Origin of the sequence: Actinobacillus indolicus (genome assembly GCF_004519515.1) — a bacterium.
Taxonomy (GTDB): Bacteria; Pseudomonadota; Gammaproteobacteria; order Enterobacterales; family Pasteurellaceae; genus Glaesserella; species Glaesserella indolica_A.
On sequence record NZ_CP038145.1, the window covers coordinates 1722041 to 1743918 of the forward strand.

20 protein-coding genes are annotated in these 21878 nt (G+C 40.1%); 10 read left to right on the forward strand and 10 right to left on the reverse strand.

The window, feature by feature from the left end:
• The first annotated feature begins 1 nt into the window (after position 1).
• Positions 2–154 (forward strand): hypothetical protein, encoded by a 153-nt coding sequence (locus tag EXH44_RS08595; protein ID WP_162857094.1) that lies wholly within the window; start codon positions 2–4, stop codon positions 152–154.
• A 60-nt stretch (positions 155–214) separates the two neighbouring features.
• On the opposite strand, the gene priA is transcribed toward EXH44_RS08595, so the two are convergent.
• The 5 genes from priA to EXH44_RS08620 all read right to left on the reverse strand — a co-directional run bounded on the left by priA (position 215) and on the right by EXH44_RS08620 (position 6152).
• Positions 215–2428 carry a primosomal protein N' gene (gene priA, locus EXH44_RS08600; protein ID WP_162857095.1) on the reverse strand — a complete coding sequence of 738 codons (2214 nt, stop codon included), beginning with the start codon at positions 2426–2428 and terminating at the stop codon, positions 215–217.
• Positions 2428–3048, reverse strand: a complete 621-nt coding sequence (locus EXH44_RS08605) for a LysE family translocator (protein WP_162857096.1) — start codon at positions 3046–3048, stop codon at positions 2428–2430. The genes priA and EXH44_RS08605 overlap by 1 nt, the downstream gene beginning before the upstream one ends.
• Entirely contained in the window at positions 3035–3907 is an 873-nt protein-coding gene (gene rarD, locus EXH44_RS08610; protein ID WP_162857097.1) for an EamA family transporter RarD, read from the reverse strand. The genes EXH44_RS08605 and rarD (EXH44_RS08610) overlap by 14 nt, the downstream gene beginning before the upstream one ends.
• On the reverse strand, positions 3907–4788 hold the full coding sequence (gene rarD, locus EXH44_RS08615) for an EamA family transporter RarD (protein WP_162857098.1): 882 nt from the start codon (positions 4786–4788) through the stop codon (positions 3907–3909). Before rarD (EXH44_RS08615) ends, rarD (EXH44_RS08610) begins: the two co-directional genes overlap by 1 nt.
• A 146-nt stretch (positions 4789–4934) precedes the next feature.
• Positions 4935–6152: a pyridoxal phosphate-dependent aminotransferase gene (locus tag EXH44_RS08620; protein WP_162857099.1), complete on the reverse strand. Its 1218-nt coding sequence runs from the start codon at positions 6150–6152 to the stop codon at positions 4935–4937.
• Positions 6153–6298: 146 nt separating this feature from the next.
• On the opposite strand from EXH44_RS08620, the gene EXH44_RS08625 reads away from it, so the two are divergent.
• Genes EXH44_RS08625 through EXH44_RS08635 form a run of 3 tightly spaced genes read left to right on the forward strand, consistent with a single transcriptional unit; the run spans position 6299 to position 10119 of the window.
• A complete protein-coding gene (locus EXH44_RS08625) occupies positions 6299–7573 on the forward strand; it encodes an isochorismate synthase (protein WP_162857100.1) in 1275 nt (424 codons plus the stop codon).
• Between the two features lie 3 nt (positions 7574–7576).
• Entirely contained in the window at positions 7577–9301 is a 1725-nt protein-coding gene (locus tag EXH44_RS08630) for a protein-disulfide reductase DsbD (RefSeq protein WP_162857101.1), read from the forward strand.
• Complete coding sequence (locus tag EXH44_RS08635; RefSeq protein WP_162857102.1) at positions 9298–10119, forward strand: SDR family NAD(P)-dependent oxidoreductase; 822 nt, start codon at positions 9298–9300, stop codon at positions 10117–10119. Before EXH44_RS08630 ends, EXH44_RS08635 begins: the two co-directional genes overlap by 4 nt.
• 109 nt (positions 10120–10228) lie before the next feature.
• On the opposite strand, the gene EXH44_RS08640 is transcribed toward EXH44_RS08635, so the two are convergent.
• Positions 10229–11137 (reverse strand): LysO family transporter, encoded by a 909-nt coding sequence (locus EXH44_RS08640; RefSeq protein WP_162857103.1) that lies wholly within the window; start codon positions 11135–11137, stop codon positions 10229–10231.
• Between the two features lie 144 nt (positions 11138–11281).
• Between EXH44_RS08640 and dinB the strand changes: the two genes are divergently transcribed.
• The 5 genes from dinB to EXH44_RS08665 all read left to right on the forward strand — a co-directional run bounded on the left by dinB (position 11282) and on the right by EXH44_RS08665 (position 16817).
• Positions 11282–12352, forward strand: a complete 1071-nt coding sequence (gene dinB / locus EXH44_RS08645; RefSeq protein ID WP_162857104.1) for a DNA polymerase IV — start codon at positions 11282–11284, stop codon at positions 12350–12352.
• 105 nt (positions 12353–12457) lie between these two features.
• A complete protein-coding gene (gene htpX / locus EXH44_RS08650; RefSeq protein ID WP_162857105.1) occupies positions 12458–13309 on the forward strand; it encodes a protease HtpX in 852 nt (283 codons plus the stop codon).
• Between the two features lie 179 nt (positions 13310–13488).
• Positions 13489–14193: a dipeptidase PepE gene (pepE, locus tag EXH44_RS08655; RefSeq protein ID WP_162857106.1), complete on the forward strand. Its 705-nt coding sequence runs from the start codon at positions 13489–13491 to the stop codon at positions 14191–14193.
• An 8-nt stretch (positions 14194–14201) separates the two neighbouring features.
• Entirely contained in the window at positions 14202–15494 is a 1293-nt protein-coding gene (dcuC, locus tag EXH44_RS08660; protein ID WP_162857107.1) for a C4-dicarboxylate transporter DcuC, read from the forward strand.
• Positions 15495–15548: 54 nt separating this feature from the next.
• Complete coding sequence (locus EXH44_RS08665) at positions 15549–16817, forward strand: M20 family metallo-hydrolase (RefSeq protein WP_162857108.1); 1269 nt, start codon at positions 15549–15551, stop codon at positions 16815–16817.
• Positions 16818–16865: 48 nt separating this feature from the next.
• On the opposite strand, the gene EXH44_RS08670 is transcribed toward EXH44_RS08665, so the two are convergent.
• Positions 16866–17717 (reverse strand): glycosyltransferase family 2 protein, encoded by an 852-nt coding sequence (locus EXH44_RS08670; RefSeq protein WP_162857109.1) that lies wholly within the window; start codon positions 17715–17717, stop codon positions 16866–16868.
• A gap of 356 nt (positions 17718–18073) precedes the next feature.
• On the opposite strand from EXH44_RS08670, the gene EXH44_RS08675 reads away from it, so the two are divergent.
• Entirely contained in the window at positions 18074–18736 is a 663-nt protein-coding gene (locus tag EXH44_RS08675; protein ID WP_162857110.1) for a 7-cyano-7-deazaguanine/7-aminomethyl-7-deazaguanine transporter, read from the forward strand.
• Between the two features lie 81 nt (positions 18737–18817).
• Here EXH44_RS08675 and EXH44_RS08680 read toward each other — a convergent pair whose 3' ends face one another.
• From EXH44_RS08680 to fabB, 3 genes are all read right to left on the reverse strand, one after another.
• Positions 18818–19882: an AI-2E family transporter gene (locus EXH44_RS08680; protein ID WP_162857111.1), complete on the reverse strand. Its 1065-nt coding sequence runs from the start codon at positions 19880–19882 to the stop codon at positions 18818–18820.
• A 73-nt stretch (positions 19883–19955) separates the two neighbouring features.
• Positions 19956–20330: a cytochrome b562 gene (locus EXH44_RS08685; RefSeq protein ID WP_162857112.1), complete on the reverse strand. Its 375-nt coding sequence runs from the start codon at positions 20328–20330 to the stop codon at positions 19956–19958.
• Between the two features lie 76 nt (positions 20331–20406).
• Positions 20407–21624, reverse strand: coding sequence for a beta-ketoacyl-ACP synthase I (fabB, locus tag EXH44_RS08690; protein WP_162857113.1), 1218 nt, complete (start codon positions 21622–21624; stop codon positions 20407–20409).
• Positions 21625–21878: the final 254 nt, after the last annotated feature.

Sequence of the window (21878 nt, forward strand, 5' to 3'; positions counted from 1 at the left end):
AATGGCACTAAGTGTTGATATAGTTGTTGATGGAAGTGGGGGTAATTGTGCATATGGAGATCTTCGTAGTTTTTATCTTCCTATCACTGAAGAAAATTATATTAAGCATTTCGACAATTTTATGGATCGTTTAGGTGAAATTAACCAGAAATAATAAAAGTCAGTAACAGTTTCGTAAGAAATTGATAAAAGTGACCGCTTGTATTTTTGATGATCACCCCAACTCCTGCGGATCAATATCCACCGTCAATCGAATATCGCTTCGCAGGAACTGTTCTTTTTGCTCATCAAAACGATCTAACAACTGTTGGATCGCACTTCTTGCCGAATGTTGAATAAGTAACTGCCAGCGATAATGTCCTGCTTTTTTTGCCATCGGAGCGTTGAAAGGCCCAAGTAGCTGAAAGCCTTGCCAGCCGTTTTCAGTGATAATTTGGTGTAAACAAGCGGTCAGATCTTGCAAAAAATTTGCAACTTTATCGTTATCTCTACCTGTCGCTCGCATCAGCACTTGCGAAGAAAACGGCGGTAGGCTCATTATTTTTCGCATCGCTAAGGCTTGGCTGGCAAAGGCAAGGTAGCCGTCGTTGAGTAAGCTGGTCAGTAACGGGTGATCGGGATAATGCGTTTGTAACACCACATCTCCTTGCTTTTCCGCCCGTCCTGCTCGCCCTGATACTTGCACATAAAGCTGTGCCAAGCGTTCTTCTGCACGGTAATCGGTGGAAAACAGGCTACTATCTACATTCACGATGGCGACTAAAGTCACATTCGGGAAATGGTGTCCTTTGGCTAACATCTGTGTGCCGATCAAAATTTGGCTTTTGCCTGCTTGGATTTCGGCAAGGTGTTGTTCCAACGAGCCTTTACGAGCGGTGCTGTCACGGTCAATACGAGTAATGCTGTATTGCGGAAAACGCTGTGCCAGCACTTGTTCCAGCTGTTCCGTGCCGATCCCTGTGGTGATTAAATTAACCGAGCCACAATGTCCGCACTGACGTGGAATGGCTTTTTGTGAAGCACAGTGATGGCAACGCAAAACTCGCTGTTTTTGGTGATAAGTAAAGGGTTTATCACAGGACGGGCAATCGGCAATCCAGCCACATTCGTGACAAAGCAACACAGGGGCAAAACCCCGTCTGTTCAAAAATAACATCACTTGATTGCCTTTTTCCAAGTGGCTTTGCATCATTGCCAACAACTTTTCCGATAAACCTGAATAAATCCGCTGTTTTTTCAAATCAATTAACGTTTGCTTGGAAAATTGAGCATTGCCAGCCCTTGCATTAAGCTGAAGTTCGATAAATTTACCGTTTTGCACATTTTGCAAACTTTCAAAACTTGGCGTTGCCGAGCCGAGAATAATCGGAATGTTGTTATTTTTCGCCCGAAGCACCGCCAAATCCCGTGCGTGATAACGCCAGCCGTCTTGCTGTTTGAACGAGCCGTCGTGTTCTTCATCAATGATAATTAAGCCGAGTTGCTGAAACTGGGTGAACAAGGCGGAACGTGTGCCTATCACAATCGCACTTTCGCCATTTTTTGCCCTAAGCCACGCATTGAGCCGTTGTGTGTCGTTGAGATGGGAATGCAATGCGTCAATTTCCACATTAAAACGAGCTTGGAAACGCTGAATGGTTTGTGGGGTCAGCCCGATTTCAGGCACTAACACCAACACTTGCTCGCCCCGTTTCAGCACTTCTTCGATCACTTGCAAATAGACTTCCGTTTTCCCTGAGCCTGTAACCCCATTGAGCAAAAACGCCCCGAAGCCTTGCTGATAATGCAAACGGCTAACGACAAGGGTTTGCTGTTTATTCAACGTTAAACGGTTTTGGCTATTGCAAATCGGCTGTTCGCCCAGTTTTTCCTGCCAACTTTGCACATTAAAAGGAAGCTCAACCTTTTCCAGATACCCTTTTTCAAGCAAGGCTTTCCAAACCGCAGGGCTACAAGCGGTCGGCTTTTCAAAGAAATTTGCAAATTCCGCCAGTTCGCTTAATAGCTCTTGTTGCTTTTTCGCTTTTTGAACTACGCCGTTGGTAAGTGCTTTTCTGCCGTTTTCCGTGACAACGAAATAGTCTGGGGTGGTGCGTTCGCTACTTTCCCCTTGTCGCAATTTGACAGGCAAGGCACTTTGTAGCACTTCGCCGAAAGGGGCGTGATAATAACGGCTCGCCCACTGCAAGAGTTGCCACATCTCAGCATCAAACAACGCTTGTTCATCTAACACTTGCTCAATCGGTTTCAGTTTTTCGGTGGGAATATCTGACGTGGTTGGAAAATCCACCACAATCCCGATTTTACGCTGGCGACCAAAAGGCACAACAACCCTAGCCCCTTTCACCACATTTTCAAAATGCGTTGGAAGCAGGTAATCGAAATAACGTGCCAACGGCACAGGTAGAGCAATTCGGATGAGGTTCATTAACGAGATAACGCCATTTTTAAGCCTAAACTAATAAATACGATACCGCAAATGCGATTCATGATTTTACCAATAGTTTGGTTTTTACGTAACAAGTTGCCCACTTGAGTGGAGCTAATCACTAAAATTGAACACCATATTGTGCTGGTTGTCAGAAAAGTCAAGCCGAGTAGTAAAAAAGGCAAAAAGGTATTCTGTGTGCCGATAGAGACAAATTGCGGTAGTAATGCTAAGAAAAAGAGCACTACTTTAGGATTGAGCAGGTTGGTAAATACCCCTTGAAAATAGATTTTCTTTAAAGGAAGTTTTTGTAATTGATCCGATTGTACTTCAAAATGCGTACGCCATGATTTAATGCCTAAATAAATTAAATAGAGCGCACCTGCATATTTAATGATCTCAAATAATGTCGGTGAATGGGCAATAATTTGTGCAAGCCCAAGAGAAACAGCCAAAATATGTAGAAAAATACCGCTTAAAATACCGAATGCAGACATTATGCCCGATTTGAACCCTTCACCAATACTGCGTGTTAAAATATAAATCGTATCTGAACCAGGGGTTAAATTTAATAAAATAGAAGCTAATACAAAGCCCCAATAATTTTCAATGCCGTACATTTTTCCCCCTAAAACTATCCATAGTTAGTAATCCGACCGAAACGGCTAGACACACCATTAAAATATAGGATTTCGCTTCTAACACTTCACCAATCGCAAATGAAATAAACAACATGACTAAGGGTTCTGCATAACCTAATAATCCTAATACATTAATTGGTAAGGTGTTACTCGCAGCAATATATAAAATAAATGCCATTCCATTCACTAGCCCTAATAATGCTAGATAAAAATAGAGATATTCATTTTGCGTTAAAATAGTGGCTTGATCGACTTGAGCAATATAATAGAGTGCAAAAGGCAACAATAAAACTAATTCTACAAAAAAAGTCGCAAGGCTGTTAATTTGGTAATAACGGCGTAGGGCAATATATATTGGGTAGCCAAATCCAGCGACAAAGGTTGCCCATGAAATCGTGGCGGTAAAAATAATATTGGTGGAAACACCGATAACAGCAAAGGCTAATGCCCACCATTTCAGTTTAGTGAAATATTCTTTAAACACGATTTTACCTAACGCCACTGCAACAATCGGCAATAATAAATAACCGATAGACACTTCAATTGCTTGTCCATTATTCGGCGCCCAGAGAAATAACCAAAGCTGAATGCCCGTATTTAATGCCAAGAGCAGAAGAATAAAAATAAGATAGGGTGTCTGTTTTATTCTATAATATAAATCTTTAAATGCCCTTTGTTGATGAAATAAAAAGATCGCCAATAAAATAAAAGGCATTAACACTACAATACGAAAGCCGAAAATACCGTCACTTTCTAAAGGGCGAAGTAAAACTGCAAAATAGTAGCCGGCACCAAATAAAACATTTGCCGAAAGTGCTAAAAGAATACCTTTGAGCATTATATCCCCCGATGTTGTTTGCGGATGGCGATAATACCGTCAAGCATTAATAGCAATATAGAAATAATCAAACATCCCATGAGAATATAAGAGGATTGATCTAATACCTCCCCGATAATAAATGCTACAAGTAGCATAGATGCCGGTTCAATATAACTTAATAATCCTAATACATTAATTGGTACAAGACTGCTTGCAATAATATAAGAAATTAATGCGGTACCACTCACAATACCTAATAAAACTAACCAAAAATAAAAACTCGGATTATTTTCCGTGACAAATTGTATATCGGTATTAAGCATAAAATAAGTGGCTATCGGTAACATTAATATAATTTCACAGACAAAGCTGGATAAATGCGACATATCAAAATGTTTACGCAAGCTGAAATAAACAGGGTAGCCGATTAATACCATTAAGGTAGCCCACGAAATAGATCCAACGGTAATTAAGGTAATAATGACGCCAATAGAGGCGAAAATAATGGAAGCGATTTTTAAATAAGAGAGACTCTCTTTAAATAAAAATCGCCCAACAGCCACCATGGCAATCGGCATTAATAGATAGCCGATAGAGACATCAATGGCATAGCCGTTGTTGGGGGCATAAAGGAAAAGCCACATTTGCGAGCCTGTGACCGCAGTGGTTGTTAGTAATACCAAAATTAAATGGGGGTGCTGTTTTAGGCGTTTTAAATAGCGGTTAAATTCATCGGTTTTTTTAAAAATAAAGAGTGCTGAAATCACAAACGGCAGGCTTACCCACATTCTAAAACCGTAGATTTCTTCACCGGAAAGTGGTTTTAAATGGGTGGATAAATAATAGAGTACACCGAATAAAATAGAGGCGGTGACGGAAAATGTGATGCCTTTTATCATTTAGATTAGTATTAGGATTGAAATATGAATATTCAATGATGTAGGGGCGGACCGATGTGTCCGCCCACTATTTGCAAATAAAAATGTTTAAATATCCGCTTGGAACGGGCGGACACATCGGTCCGCCCCTACGGTTATGTTTTAAATTAATCCTGACGATAACTCTGCAAAAACTTCGCTAATCGACCAATGGCTTCTTCCAGTTGATCCACATACGGCAATGTCACCACACGGAAGTGGTCTGGTTTATGCCAGTTAAAGCCTGAGCCTTGAACCAACAACACTTTTTCCTGTTGAAGCAGATCGTAAACAAATTTTTGATCGTCTTTGATACCGTACATTTCCGTATCAATTTTCGGGAACATATACATCGCCCCTTTTGGTTTCACACAGCTAATCCCTGGGATTTTGGTGAGCAATTCGTGAGCCTTATTGCGTTGTTCTAATAAACGACCACCCGGTAAGATAAATTCGTTAATGCTTTGATAACCGCCTAACGCTGTTTGAATAGCGTGTTGCATCGGGGTGTTGGCACATAAACGCATTGACGCAAGCATATCTAAGCCTTCAATAAAGCCTTTTGCCTGATTTTTCGGGCCGTTTAACACCATCCAACCTTGACGGAAACCTGCCACTCGATATGCTTTTGACAAACCGTTGTAAGTCACTGTCAGTAAATCAGGCGCTAACGCTGCCATATGGTGATGCACAGCACCATCATAAACAATCTTCTCATAAATCTCATCAGAGAAAACAATCAAGTTATGCTCACGCGCAACTTCAGCAATATCGAGTAAAATTTGGCGACTATAAACCGCACCTGTTGGGTTATTCGGGTTAATTACCAAAATGGCTTTGGTGTTTGGAGTAATCTTCGATTTAATATCTTCAATATCAGGGAACCACTCGTTTTCTTCATCGCATAGATAGTGAACAGCTTTACCACCTGCAAGGGTTGCCGCCGCTGTCCAAAGCGGATAATCCGGCATCGGAATTAAAATTTCATCACCATCATTTAACAAGGCTTGCATTGACATTGTGATTAGCTCAGAGACCCCGTTACCAATGTAAACATCATTCACATCTAAATCACGCATACCTTTTAATTGATAGTATTGCACAATCGCCTTACGAGCAGAATACAAGCCCTTAGAGTCGCAATAGCCTTGAGCGGTTGGTAAGTTACGAATAACATCAACTAAAATTTCCGCAGGGGCTTCAAAACCGAATGGGGCTGGGTTACCAATGTTTAATTTTAAAATCTTATGCCCTTCTTCTTCCAGACGGGTCGCTTCCTTATGTATAGGCCCACGAATATCGTAGCGGACGTGAGCTAATTTATCGGTTTTTGCAAAGCGTTCCATTGTTTCTCCCTAAAATAGAGTGTTAATTATCTGTTAATTTATAAAAATTACTCTACTGTACTCCGATTTGTTAGGAAAAAAAAGTGGAAATAGGCTAAAATAGACTTCTTTTTTGTCAAGCGGTGAGATTTTTAGGATTTTTTGCAATGTCTGTGTTTAGTCAGTTAAAGCAACAACTTTATCAACAACTACAACAAAAGCCTGTGGTACAAGGTTTAGTACAGTTGCAAGCAGAAATTGCGATAGACCTTGAAAATCAACAATTACTGGCGTGGCTAAAAGCACAACCGCTTTTTCCCCACTACTACTGGCAAAATCGAGATACAGAACAAACGATAGTGGCAGTCGGTGCGGTGCAAACCTTTGAGCATTTAGACGAGGTAGAACAATTTAGCAAACAGTCTGATTTAATGGTCGTCGGCGGAATGGAATTTGAAGGACAATGCCATTTTGTGTTGCCACGCTTGCTGTTAGTAAAAAACGAAAAGAAAATCACCGCTTGGTTAAATTTGGATTGTCGCCATTTTGAAACCGAACAAAAAGAGTGTATCGCTTTATTAGCTCAGTTTGAGCAAACAGCCGAACTTCACCCGATTGAAAATCGCTTGTTAAGCACCGAAGTTGCCTGTGATTTTTCACGTTGGCAACAGAACATTGAATTAGCGATAGAACAAATTCAACGACAGCAAATGAATAAAGTGGTGTTAGCCAATGCGACCACAAAAACCTTTGCACATCACATTTCCCCCTACGATCTACTTTTTGCCAGCCAACAAAAAAATCTAGGCTGTTATCATTTCTTATGGTCGGAAAAACAAGGGGAAGCCTTTATCGGCTCAACACCCGAACGGCTCTATTTACGCCAACAACGTCAATTTTTTACCGAAGCTCTTGCAGGCACAGTGGCAGTAACGGACGATCCTGTTCAAACGGAACAAAATGCCCTATGGCTACTCAACGATCAAAAAAATATCTATGAAAATTGGCTGGTCGTGGACGATATTTGTAGCCATCTGGCTGATTGTGCAACGGATATTCAAGTCAGCGATGCAGAGATCAAGCGGTTACATAACGTGCAGCATTTACGCCGAAAAATCCAAACGCAACTGACAGAGCAGGTCAGCGACGCAGATTGCCTTGCTCGTATTCACCCAACCGCCGCCGTCGCAGGACTGCCACGCCCTAAGGCGAAGCAGTTTATTCAACAACAGGAATGTTTTGAACGGGGCTGGTATGCAGGGGCATTAGGCTATTTCACCCCCGAACAAGCCGAGTTTTGCGTAATGTTACGTTCAGCCCTTATTCAAGCTAATCAAATTACCTTTTATGCCGGGGCAGGAATTGTCGAAAAATCTGATCCTCAATCAGAATGGCAAGAAATTGACCGTAAAGCACAAGCAATGGCAGGACTAATGGGATAACTTATGATGAAACGATATTTTACTATTTTATTTTTAGGATTGTGGCTCGCATTACCTTCATTTGCTAATCTCTTTAGCTCACAACCCAAATTTCTACCAAGCAGTCAGGCATTTGCGTTTTCATCCCAACAGCAAGCGGATCAACTGCAACTGGCTTGGCAAATTGCCGACGGCTACTATCTTTATAAAAAAGAGATCGCCATTTCGTCAAACAATGCCAAACTGGGCGAGCCACAATTTCCAACGGCAGAGCGTTACCAAGATGAGTTTTTTGGAGAAGTGGAAATTTATCGCAATCAGCTAACGATCCCCGTTGCCCTTGCAGCGAATGCGACTGGGCAAGTGGTGGTGCGTTATCAAGGTTGCACCAAAGGCTTTTGCTATCCCCCTGAAGAAGTGACCCTTGATTTACAAGTGGCGACTTCCGCTGATAATGTTGCAAAAAATACCGCAGATGTTACCGCTATTTCTGTCGCTCAACCTAAAGCCGAACAGAACCAACTTGCCGAAACCCTAGCTGAAAACCGTCTTTCTATTTTTTGGTTCTTTGTGCTAGGGTTGGGACTTGCCTTTACGCCTTGTGTGTTACCGATGTTACCGCTACTGTCTGCGATTGTGATCGGCAGTAAACAGCGTCCGAATAGCTTACGCGCGTTTTTGCTCAGTTTAAGCTATGTGCAAGGAATGGCAGTCACTTACACGCTCTTAGGGCTACTGGTTGCGGCGATTGGCTTGCCTTTTCAAGTCGCTTTGCAAAGTCCGCCCGTACTGATTGGGCTCTCGTTGCTCTTTATTTTGCTCGCAATGTCGATGTTTGGTCTCTTTACCCTACAACTTCCACACCGTTGGCAACAAAAATTAAATCAACTAAGCCAACAGCAACAGGGCGGTTCGTTTTTTAGCGTATTTGTAATGGGAATGATCGCAGGGCTAGTTGCTTCCCCTTGCACATCAGCGCCCCTATCTGGTGCATTGCTCTATGTAGCACAAAGCGGTGACTTGCTGACAGGCGGTTTAGCTCTCTACCTATTAGCCTTAGGAATGGGCATTCCACTGATGTTAGTGACCCTTTTCGGCAACCGCATTTTGCCAAAATCGGGGGATTGGTTGCTGAAAGTAAAAACGTTGTTTGGCTTCGTAATGTTGGCTCTGCCAGCCTTTTTGCTCTCTCGTGTGCTACCTACTTTTATTGAGCCACTACTCTGGTCGGCTCTGGCGATAGCCTTTTTACTCTGGTTAAATGAGCAGTGCAATGGTTTGCAGGGTTGGAAAAAAGTGTTTCGTTTGCTTGTATTGGCAACGTTGGTCGTTGCGAGCAAACCTTGGCTAGATCTTGCGTGGCAACCTACGCCAGCAAACCAAACTCAAAGCAACCATTTTAAACGCATTCACTCACTCGCAGAATTAGAGCAACAACTGACCGCTAACAAAGGTAAAAAAGTGATGCTCGACCTGTATGCCGACTGGTGCGTGGCTTGTAAAGAGTTTGAAAAATATACTTTCGTTGATCCAAAGGTGCAGGCGAAATTGGCAGAAATGGCGGTGTTGCAGATCGATATGACAAAAAACTCTGGTGAAAATGATGAATTGATGAAACATTTTCAAGTGCTGGGCTTACCGACTATCCTTTTCTTTGATGAGCAAGGCAGAGAATTGAGCCAATCTCGTGTGACAGGTTTTATGCAGGCAGATGCCTTTGTTCAATGGTTAAACGGATTAACACAATGAAAACCATCTTAATTACAGGCTGTTCATCGGGCATAGGTTATGCAACAGCCCATTATCTCAAACAACAAGGCTGGCGAGTGATTGCCAGTTGTCGCAAAGCCGAAGATGTACAACGTCTGCAATTTGAAGGCTTTGAATGTGTTGAACTTGATGTGACTAACTCAGCCCAAATTGCCCAAGTCTTTGATTATATTCAACAAAGCGGTGGTTTAGATGCAGTTTTTTGCAATGCAGGTTATGGACAGCCTGGGACAGTGGAAGACATTCCCCGTGAAGCCTTGCGTGAAATTTTTGAAACCAACGTATTTGGGGCGTGGGAAGTGATGAACTACGCTTTAAAGCTATTTCGCCAACAAAATCACGGACGGATTTTAATCAATAGTAGCATTTTAGGCTTTGCCGCAATGCACTTTCGTGGAGCTTACAACAGCACTAAATTTGCCTTAGAAGGTATGGCAGACACCCTTCGCCACGAATTGCACGGCTCGAATATCTATGTCAGCCTGATCGAGCCAGGCCCTATTCAAAGCAAATTCCGCCCTAATTCTGTGGTGAAATTACAGCAATATATTGATATAGAAAATTCATTCCACAAAGAAGCCTATCAGCAACAGTTGGCACGCCTAAACACCAAAGGAAATGCCAACCCTTTTACGCTACCAGCCATTGAATGTGCCAAAGTTTGTTTAGATGCACTCAATGCCAAACAGCCCAAAGCACGCTATCAAGTGACCTTCCCAACCAAACTATTTTGGTGGCTAAGACGCCTACTGCCAACAAAAGCCTTTGATTTTTGTTGTAGGAAGGGTGGGGGATAAGTAGGGACACCACGCTTGGTGTCCCCTTATATGACTTAATGGACGCCAAGCGTGGCGTCCCTACACATTTTATGTTTTGATGTAGGTCGGGCATTTATGCCCGACACTTTTACGCCAACCCAATAAAAAACGCCAATAAAATCGGCACGACCAAATTGATAATAAAACCAAAGCTAATCGCCAATGGCACAATTTGAATTCCCCCTGATTTTTGGATGATTGGCAATGTCGCATCTAATGCCGTTGCTCCGCCTAATCCTACTGCGGTGGACGGGAAGTGTCGCATAAAAAAGGGAATGGCAAATAGACAGAAAATCTCACGAGACAAATCGTTAAAAAAGGCAATGCTTCCATACATAGGCCCCCAAGCGTCGTTGACTAAAACACTTGAAAGTGAATACCAGCCAAAGCCAGAGGCAAAGGCAAGGGCTTTAATCACAGGTAAATCCAACACATAAGCGCAAATAATGCCACCAATCAGACCGCTTGCAATAAATACGACCGATGTCAAAATACCCCGTTTGTTTAAGAAGACATCTCGTAGTGGAATCCCACTATTTCGTAACTGAATACCCACACAGAAAATCATTACCACTAAAACATAAGTACTTGAATGTAATGGAAAATCAATAATACCTTTTGTCGTTAAGCCAAAAATAACCCCAACAAATACGGTCGCGCAGAGTTGCGCTGATTCCAGTAATACTTTCCAACGGGAAGGCAGTTCTTCAAGATGATGAGATTGGCGTTTAATCGGGTAGAGTTTGTCAAAAATCACTAAGCCAATGATATTGCACAAATGCAAGATTGCACTTAATCCAAAGGCGATTGCCCCAATTTGAGGGAGTTTGGCTGTGAGTTCATCAAGTTGCCCTAAGGAAATCCCCATGATGAGCAAGATCAAGTAAAGGCAATAAAGTGTAATGCGATTGACCCGGCTCAGTATCTTTTGATTTGTGGTTTTAAATAGATACCCTAAAAAGAGCGGAACAAAGGCAATCATGAGTCCGTATAACATAATTTCTCCTTTTAAATATGAAGTAGAGAATGTAATAGATAATTTAATGAAGATAAACTGTTTTTATTTACAGTGTTTTGTTGTATCATTAATCCTAATACAAGCGGTCAGATATGTCGAATTTTTTGCAAATGTAGGTGAGTGATGAATTACAACAAAAAAATTATTCATATAGATATGGATTGTTTTTATGCGTCTATTGAAATTCGTAATAATCCTGCATTGCAAGGTAATCCTGTTGCCGTTGGTGGAAAAGCTAACCAACGTGGTGTATTGACGACTTGTAATTATGAAGCCCGTAAGTTTGGTTTACATAGTGCAATGTCAACATCTCAAGCGTTAAAACGTTGCCCTAATTTGATTTTGTTGCCTGTAAATATGCCGTTGTATAAGGAAGTATCGGGGCAGATCCATCAAATTTTTCGCCGTTATACGCAGATTATTGAACCATTATCTTTAGATGAAGCTTATTTGGATGTGACGGACTGTGAACTACATTCAGGCTCTGCAACTTGGATTGCACAAGCGATTCGCCAAGCAATTTGGCAAGAGTTGCAACTGACAGCATCGGCAGGAATTGCGCCTTTGAAATTTTTAGCCAAGATAGCATCGGATCAAAATAAACCTAATGGGCAATTTGTGATTCGCCCTGAAGATGTGGCGGATTTTGTGAAAAATTTACCGTTAAAGAAAATTTCAGGGGTAGGGAAAGTTACGCAAGAGAAATTAGCACAGTTAGGATTTATAACGTGTGGCGATATTCAACAAGCCGAACAAACCTTGATTTATCAGCAATTTGGCAAATTTGGACAACGGCTGTGGGATTTTTGTCACGGCATTGACCCAAGAGAAGTGGAAACGGATCGCCCACGAAAATCGTTAGCGGTAGAAAATACGTTGTTGGAAGATATTAGTGAGTTAGATGAAGCTCAAGATGTGGTAAAGGATCACTATCAAAAATTGCTCTTTCGCTTACAACGAAATTGGGGGGATAAGCCGTTGAGTGATTTGAAAAAAATTGGCATTAAACTGAAATTTGATGATTTTACCCAAACCACCTTAGAACGAACGACCGATGGCATTGCAGAGTCACATTTTTTACAGCTATTAGCGCAGATTTGGGAACGTAGAAAAGGACGAAAAGTGCGTTTGATCGGGCTAAATGTGCATTTCCCTGAAGAAAAAATTACAAAACAGTTAAATTTATGGGAATAATTTTTGTCTAATCCTTGATTTTTGTTAAATAATCACTATTTTAGGCATTCGGCATTGCCGAATATAAAACAACAATTCATTCATTAACTTTGGAGAATTATCTATATGATGCGTATCGCACTTTTCCTTGCCACAAACTTCGCTGTGATGATTGTGTTAGGAATTATTTTAAGCGTAACAGGAATTGCAGGTAACAGTACGGGCGGTATTTTAATTATGTCTGTGCTTTTTGGTTTTGCAGGCTCATTAATTTCACTGTTCCTTTCAAAAACTATGGCACTAAAATCTGTGGGAGCAGAAATTATTACAGAACCACGTAACAACGCAGAACGTTGGTTAGTGGAAACAGTAAAACGTCAATCACAACAAGCGGGTATCCCAATGCCAGACGTTGCGATTTATCACTCAGCAGATGTGAATGCGTTTGCAACAGGTGCAACAAAAAGCAACTCATTAGTCGCAGTGAGTACAGGGTTACTCAATACTATGACTCAAGATGAAGCGGAAGCAGTTGTCGCACACGAAGTTGCACATATTGCAAATGGCGATATGGTAACGATGACCTTATTACAAGGCGTATTAAATACATTCGTGATTTTCTTATCTCGTATGATTGCGACGGCAGTATCAAGTACACGTAATGACAACGGCGAAGAAAGCCAAAGCACTGGAACTTATTTCTTAGTATCTATGGTGCTTGAAGTGTTATTCGGTGTATTAGCGACTATGATCGCAATGTGGTTCTCCCGTTACCGTGAGTTCCGTGCGGATGCAGGCTCTGCACAATTAGTTGGCAAAGAGAAAATGATTGCTGCGCTAGAGCGTTTACAACGTGTTCATGCGCCAGAAGAATTACCAGGTTCATTAAATGCAATGATGATCAATGGTAAAGCCAAAGAGTTCTTTATGAGCCACCCACCGTTAGAAAAACGTATTGCAGCGTTGAAGAGTTTATAATTTATAAAGCTAAAAACGGAGTCCAAATGGGCTCCGTTTTTTTATTGCTGTTTTTCAGCATTTAATCGTGATCTAGATCACGAAACAAACATATACATCGTAAATGAAGTAGACCTTTTTTATTTTAGACCCATAATAACTTTTGTACAGTCTTAAACCACCAAAAGGAGGAGTACATCATGAAAAAAATGTTATTAATGAGTGGTTCAAAATATAAAAATACCGATTATTTAGTCCATACAATTCCTTGGTTACAACAATTCTTAGCAGATTATCAAGGAAAAAAAGTCGCATTTGTCCCTTATGCTGGTGTTCGTCAATCTTTTGATGAATATGAAGTGAAAGTCCAAAAAGCACTGGCTGAAGTGAATGTGGAGATTGTTTCGGTTCATAGTGGTGTAAAACATAAGGATATTATTGAGCAAGCGGATGTAATTGCTGTGGGCGGTGGTAATACATTCTGTTTATTAAAACAGATGTATGAACATCATTTAATTGATGCCATAAGAGAAAAAGTGAATTCTGGTACGCCGTATTTTGGTTGGAGTGCAGGAGCAAATGTGGCGGGCGCATCTATTATGACAACCAACGATATGCCGATTGTTTATCCCCCTTCTTTTACTGCATTAAATCTCTTTCCTTATCAAATTAATCCACACTTTATTTCAGGCAAAATGCAAGGTCATAATGGTGAAAGTAGAGAAGAGCGTTTAGCTGAATTTTTAATTGCAAATCCGACCGCTTGTGTTTATGCCTTACCCGAAGGAACAGCGCTTAAAATAGAAGGTGAAAAAGCAACAATTCTTGGAGAGCATGCCGTTCTCACTTTTGAAAAAGAAATGAAACAAACCACTTTAGATATAGGAACAACATTTAGCTATTAGGAGGTAACATGGCTGAATTAAAATCAATCGTTGCAATTTTAGGGATTATTGCGACAATTTATTTTTTAATTAAAAAATATGAAACGCGTACTGTACTTATTGGTGTAGGTTTATTGATGTCGATATTGACATTAAATCCTATGGGAGCTTTAGATGCTTTTGCAAAAAGCATGACATCAGGTGGCTTAATTATGGCAATCTGTTCAAGTATGGGTTTTGCTTATGTGATGAAATATACCCAATGTGATACACATTTGGTTCATTTACTTACCAAACCATTGAGCGGATTAAAATTCTTCTTAATTCCGATTGCGACCATTATTACGTTCTTTATTAATATCGCTATTCCTTCTGCAGCAGGTTGTGCGGCTGCGGTAGGTGCGACACTAATTCCTGTATTAAAAAGCTCAGGTGTTCGTCCGTCTATGGCGGGGGCTGCGATTCTTGCAGGGACTTTTGGTTCAATGATGAGTCCGGGCTCTTCACATTCAGCTATGATTAGTGAGATGTCGGGTTTAACCATTACAGAAGTGAATTTATCTCATGCACCTTATACCATTATCGCTGGAGCGATTGGTGCTGTGGTGTTAACTTTATTAGCATTGGTATTTAAAGATTATGGACAGGAACATCGTGATGCTTATGTTACAGAAAATAAAGCGTCTGAAAATACCTTCCAAAAAGTGAATATTTTGTACGCTTTCGCACCGCTTGTACCATTAATTATCTTAGTAATTGGTGGTACATCATTACAACAAACTCCAGGTTTAGAATGGACTAAAATGGGGGTTCCACAAGCGATGCTAATTGGTGCGATTTACGGTATTTTAGTTACACGTAAATCTCCAGTAAAAATTACCGAGGAATTCTTTAATGGTATGGGAAGTTCCTATGCAAATGTACTTGGTATCATCATTGCAGCCAGCGTTTTTGTTGCAGGGTTGAAATCTACAGGTGCGATTGATTCTGCGATTGAATTTTTAAAACACTCAAACGAATTTGTTCGTTGGGGTGCTACAATCGGTCCATTCTTAATGGGGGTTATTACAGGTTCTGGAGATGCGGCTGCGATTGCCTTTAATACAGCTGTTACACCTCATGCTGTTGAACTAGGATATACCCATGTGAATCTTGGAATGGGGGCTGCGATTGCAGGGGCGATTGGTCGTACTGCATCACCTATTGCGGGGGTAACGATTGTCTGTGCTGGTCTTGCGATGGTAAATCCAATCGAAATGGTTAAACGAACCGCACCAGGTATGATTTTAGCCGTTTTATTCCTTGCATTATTTATGCTCTAGTGCTTAAAGCCACACTTTTGTGTGGCTTTTTCTTTATTAAATAAGGAGTTTATGATGAGTATTGAATTAGAAAAATTAGTGAATTGGCGTAGAGAATTTCATCGTTTCCCTGAAACTGGTTGGTCTGAATTTTGGACAACGAGTCGTATTGCAGACTATTTAGAAGAGATGGGATTTGAGATTTTGTTGGGTAAACAAATTATCAATGAGGAATTTGTACGAGGTCGTCAAAAGAGTGTTGTTGAAAAAGGGTTGAGCAACGCTAAAGCCTATGGAGCAAATCCAAAATGGTTAGAAAAAATGGACGGGTATACGGGCTGTGTTGCGGTGTTTGATTCAGGTAAGCCAGGTAAAACAGTCGCCTTACGTTTTGATATTGATTGCGTCAACGTAACTGAAACGAAAGATCCGAATCATATTCCGAATAAACTGGGTTTTTGTTCATTAAATGATGGCTTTATGCATGCCTGTGGGCATGATGCTCATATTACGATTGGTTTAGGTACAGCTCTTTGGATTTTTCAAAACAGAGAAAAACTCACAGGTAAAGTCAAAATCGTATTTCAACCTGCTGAAGAAGGCGTACGTGGAGCTGCTGCTATTGCTGCAAGCGGTGTGATTGATGATGCAAATTACTTTGCTAGCTCACATATCAGTTTCTGTGCGAATTCAGGGACAGTGATTTCCGATCTGCAGAATTTCCTTTCTACTACGAAAATAGACATTCGCTATCAAGGTAAACCAGCACATGCTGGGGCAGCACCACATTTAGGACGAAATGCGCTATTAGCCGCAGCACATGCAGTGACACAGTTACATGGCATTTCTCGTCATGGAGAAGGTATGACAAGAATTAATGTTGGTGTGCTAAATGCTGGCGAAGGGCGTAATGTGATTCCATCTAAAGCCACTATTCAGCTTGAAGTTCGTGGAGAAAATAAAGCGATTAATCAATATATGGTTGATCAGGTGATGCAGATCGCTAAAGGTATCGCAACCAGTTTTGATGTCGAGTATGAAACTGAAATTGTAGGTGAAGCGGTTGATATGGTGAATGATAAAGAGCTGATTCAATTAATTGAACAGATTGCAAGCCAACAGCCACAAATCAAACATGTTGAACCTACTTATGCATTTAATGCAAGTGAAGATGCCACGATTTTAGGTCGTCGTGTACAAGATAATGGCGGCAAAGCCATCTATTTTATTCTTGGGGCAGACAGAACTGCTGGCCACCATGAAGCTGAATTTGATATTGATGAAGCACAGTTACTCACAGGCGTGAATATTTATACTTCATTGTTAGAAGCTTTATTAAGATAGTTTGATAAGAATAGACATCTAGATAATGTATCTAGATGTCTATTGTACTTATTCGTCTTTATCCCAAGGATAAACCCCACCATGCTGTTCAAGATTTCGTAATTGTTTTTGGGCTGTGACTTGGTAATTGATTTGTTTCACTTCATCTCTCGTTAAATGAGGGAAGGATTTTTCAACAGCTAGAATAAATCCCATATCATATTTTTCTAAATCATACTGATAATTGACTGTGAATTTCTTCGTGCAACTGTGTTTAAAATTAAACTGTGTAAGGGCATTGAACACATTAGTATCATTATGGATTCCGCTGTACCAGAAACGAGATGTAAGTACTGCCAGCTCTTTTTTCATCATATAGCAATTTGTATCAATATGATGTTTTTTATTAGCAACGGTATTTATATGTAGAACTTCACCACTCACGTTAATATGAAAATTATAAGGATTGTCCAATCTATTTTCATAAAACCCGATGGATTCTAATGTATCTTGGCAAATAAATTGTGCTTTATCATCATAGAAATTACGGAAGGCATAGACATAATCCGCACCTGATGCATTTAAGGTTTTGACACCATTTTCAACATGAGTTGGCTCATACCAGTTATCATCATCTAAATAACAAATGGCATCTTCTTTGACTAAGAATGGTGCAATAGCATTGATACTGCTATTGGTCCAACCGTTTGCCCCCGTATTCATGGGTAAATAGGTTGCGATAACATCAGGGTATTTATCCAAAATCGCTTTGGCTTTTTCGGCAAATTGTTCACCATCAACAAACACATAATGTTTACAAGGATAAGTTTGGTTCTTAACACTTAAAATAGCACGTTCAAGGTGTGGTCTGCCGATAGTTGAAGTAATCACAGCAACAGTTTTAATTGCTTGGTTATTCATTGTCATCTTCTTTTATTAGGTTATTTGATTTCTTGGATAGTATTCAAATTGATTTAGATTCTAGCAGCTTTGTGAATAATTGTTGATAGCAATTTGGCATATATTCAATACTGGTTGATTTAAACGAATATAATTACGATGGAGCGATATAGAACTTGATACTGCTTATAATCTCTTTGGTATCGTGAGAATTGCATATAGTTTTTATAGCTCTGAATATCAATTTATAAAATTGGAATAAAAAGAATGTAAGTGTCTAGTTTTTCTTGCAATTCTCTTTTGAATCAGTATTATACAGCGCTCTTAATTTTTGGGTTCCCTCACCCCAATTTCTGTATTTATCAAAAAGGAACAATATGAACATTATTTCTGATGCACAGCAGCGTCGCTCTTTGCTATTACTTTCACTTTTCCATATTCTCATCATCACTGCGAGTAACTATTTGGTTCAAATTACTTTTGAATTTCCAATACCCTTTACTGACATGATGATCCCAACCACATGGGGAACATTTACCTTTCCTTTCATTTTTCTAGCAACCGATTTAACTGTTCGAGTATTCGGCGCTTGTTTAGCAAGAAAAATTATTTTTGCGGTAATGATTCCTGCATTGGTCGTCAGCTACATTATGTCAGTGATTTTCTTTGAAGGCTCATTTCAAGGCTTCTCAGCTTTAGCGGAATTTAATCTGTTTGTTTTCCGTATTGCTTTTGCAAGTTTTGCTGGCTATGTTGTCGGACAATTTATGGATATTGTGGTGTTTAACCGCTTACGCCAAGGGAAGCATTGGTGGCTTGCACCTTCCTGTTCAACTATCTTGGGCAGCTTAATTGATACTTTTGTTTTCTTCGCAGTGGCATTTTATAAAAGTAGTGATGAATATCTTGCAGAGCATTGGTTTGAGATTGGTGCAGTAGATTATGCTTTTAAACTTGTGGTTAGCTTACTTCTATTTGTCCCACTTTATGGTGTTTTACTTAATACGTTAATCCGCAAATTTCATTTAACTTCTAAGTAAGCATAGTTTTAAAAAATGCCGTTAGATGAGAGGACATCTGGCGGCATTTTTATTCGCTATGGCAAATAAATTTTGGTTAGTTTATGCTTGGTTAACTTCTTCTTTTTTCTCTTCAGAAACATCACCAAGCAATCCCGCATAGCGTATTGTTCTTGGGCTAGACTCTAACGCAATTTTTAATGCCATGGTAAGTGGTACAGATAGTAACATGCCAACTGTGCCGAGTAACCAACCCCAGAAAAGCAAGGATAAGAAAACCACTAATGTGGATAATCCTAGCGTTCTTCCCATCATTCTTGGTTCAAGAATATTTCCAATGACCATATTAATCGCAATCACTCCGACAGAGACGCCGATACCTACAGAGAAACCGTTTAATAAAAAGGCTTGAACGACAATAGGCACGCCAGCAATGATAGAGCCAATGTTTGGAATATAGTTGAGTAAGAAACTTAAGGTCGCCCATAAAACCGCATATTGCACCCCTGCAATTTCAAGTAGAATCCAAATACAAATTCCGGTGAGTAAGCTTACGATGGTTTTCACTCCCAAATAGCTAATCACACCTTGTAAAACACGGTTAATTTGGTTTTCTTCTGCTTGAATATCTTTATTTCCTCTTAACGCCACGGCAAGTTTGTGTTTAGCTGTTGGGGCTTCAAACAGCATAAAGACGACGACAAGTAATAGAACGAAAATATTAGTTACCACACCAGAGAAACTAAGCAATAAACGGCTGACAAAGTTCATAATAATACTTGGGTCAAATTGTTCTAATATTTGTTCTCTTGAGATAGTAATTGGAAGATTCCACTGCTGTGCAAGTTGAACGACAGTCGTAATTCGCTCGGCAAGCAATACTTTGTATTGGGGAATAGATGCTGTAAATTCTCTAACAGTGCTGTTAATTAAGCCTGCAAGAAAGAAGAAGGCAAGAACAAATAAAATAAATAAGAGTGTAATGGCTAGCCATAGTGGAATTTTGCGATCTGTCATAAACTTAATGATAGGTGAGCAGATAATCGCAATGAAAAGTGAAAGTAAAAATGGGATAACAATTTCAACGGAGAGTTTGATGCCCGCTAAAATAACTACAATCGCTGCGGTTGCAACTAAAAATCGAGTTAAAGATGAACTTTGTTCCATAGGATATCCTATACAAGCGGTCAGACTCTGTTTGTTTTTTGCAAAAAATCATCAAATCTGACCGCTTATTTCATTATTTATATTCTGAATGATACTGTTTTTTCAAGCCTTCTAAGCGTGAAATTACTGTTTTAGCTTCCGTTAGATTGCCCTGACTTGCTAAGGTTTTGGCTTGAGCAACAACGTCGATGACTTCTTGCATACCTTGTTGATAGCCTTTGAATTTTTCTTGATCGCCATCTAAGCTGTTTGGCATCGTTGCTTGAGCTTTTTTAGACACTTCGATAAATTTATCTGCATTTTGCGTAAATTCTTCGGCGGTTTGAGCATTTGTTAATAGGTTAATTTGGCGTTTCATTTGGAACATTTCCATTGATACACCACTTGCCACTACATTTGCCGAAATTGCTAATACTAAAATAGATAATAAATGTTTAAACTTTAACATTATTCACTCCAAATAAATAAAAAAGACGTGGGAAAATTCCCACGCCCTTATATCAGATTTCAAAAATTAAGCAAGATTAGCCTTGATATTTTTGGAAAACCAAGCAAGCGTTTGTACCGCCGAAGCCGAAACTGTTAGACATTACTGTTGTTAATGCTTTGTCTTGGCGTTCTGTCACGATATTGACACCTTGTGCTTGTTCATCAAGTTCTTCAATGTTGATACTTGGTGCAATAAAGTCATTATCTAACATTAATAATGAGTAGATCGCTTCGTGCGCACCTGCTGCACCTAATGAGTGACCAGTCATTGATTTGGTTGATGAAATCGCTGGCGTGTTTTCACTGAATACATTTTTGATAGCGCCTAATTCTTTCACATCACCCACTGGTGTTGATGTACCGTGTACGTTGATATATTCGATTTCACCTTTAACCGTTGCCATTGCTTGTTTCATACAACGTTCCGCACCTTCACCACTTGGGGCAACCATATCGTAACCGTCTGATGTTGCACCATAGCCTACGATTTCAGCATAAATTTTTGCACCACGAGCAAGTGCGTGTCCAAGCTCTTCAACTACAACAACTGCACCACCACCTGCGATTACGAAACCGTCACGGTTTGCATCGTAAGCTCGAGAAGCTTTAGTTGGGGTTTCGTTGTATTTGGTTGAAACTGCACCCATTGCATCAAATTCCGTTGCACATTCCCAAGATAGCTCTTCTGCACCGCCAGCAAAAACCACATCTTGTTTGCCTAATTGGATTAACTCCATAGCGTGACCGATACAGTGTGCAGAGGTTGCACAAGCAGAGCTGATAGAGTAGTTTACACCACGAATTTTATAAGGGGTTGCTAAGCAAGCTGATACACTTGAAGCCATTGTTTTGGTTACAGCATAAGGACCAACCGCTTTTACGCCACGAGGACCACGTACCGCATCGCAAGCCACTAATTGACTGTGAGCAGAGCCTGTACCCGCACCGATAACTAAGCCCGTACGATCGTTAGAAATTTGATCTTCTGTTAAGCCTGAATCTTCAATTGCTTCTTTCATTGAAAGATAAGCATAAGCTGCGGCATCACCCATAAAGCGATAAATTTTACGGTCAATTAATTCCGCTGGGTTTAATTTAATTGTTCCAGCAACTTGGCTACGCATACCTACTTCAGCAAATTCAGGCACATATTCAATCCCTGATTTCCCTTCTTTTAATGAAGCTAATACTTCTTCTTTGTTATTACCGATACTCGAAATAATGCCGATACCTGTGATGACGACTCTTTTCATTCTTTTTCCTCTATGAATATAAATCACGAAAACTTGGCTATTTTACACTACTTTGTAGCTAAGTTCGCTACATAAATGTGTACAAGCGGTCAGATCCGAGCTGTTTTATACAAAAAATCCCCTAATTTCTACAAAATTAGAGGATTGTTATCTGGTATTATGTAGCACTTGTATAAATATTAAATATTTCGTAGGGGCGGGGTTTATCCCCGCCCCTACATAAATTTTCCTAAAATTGACTTTTGTGCAACAGA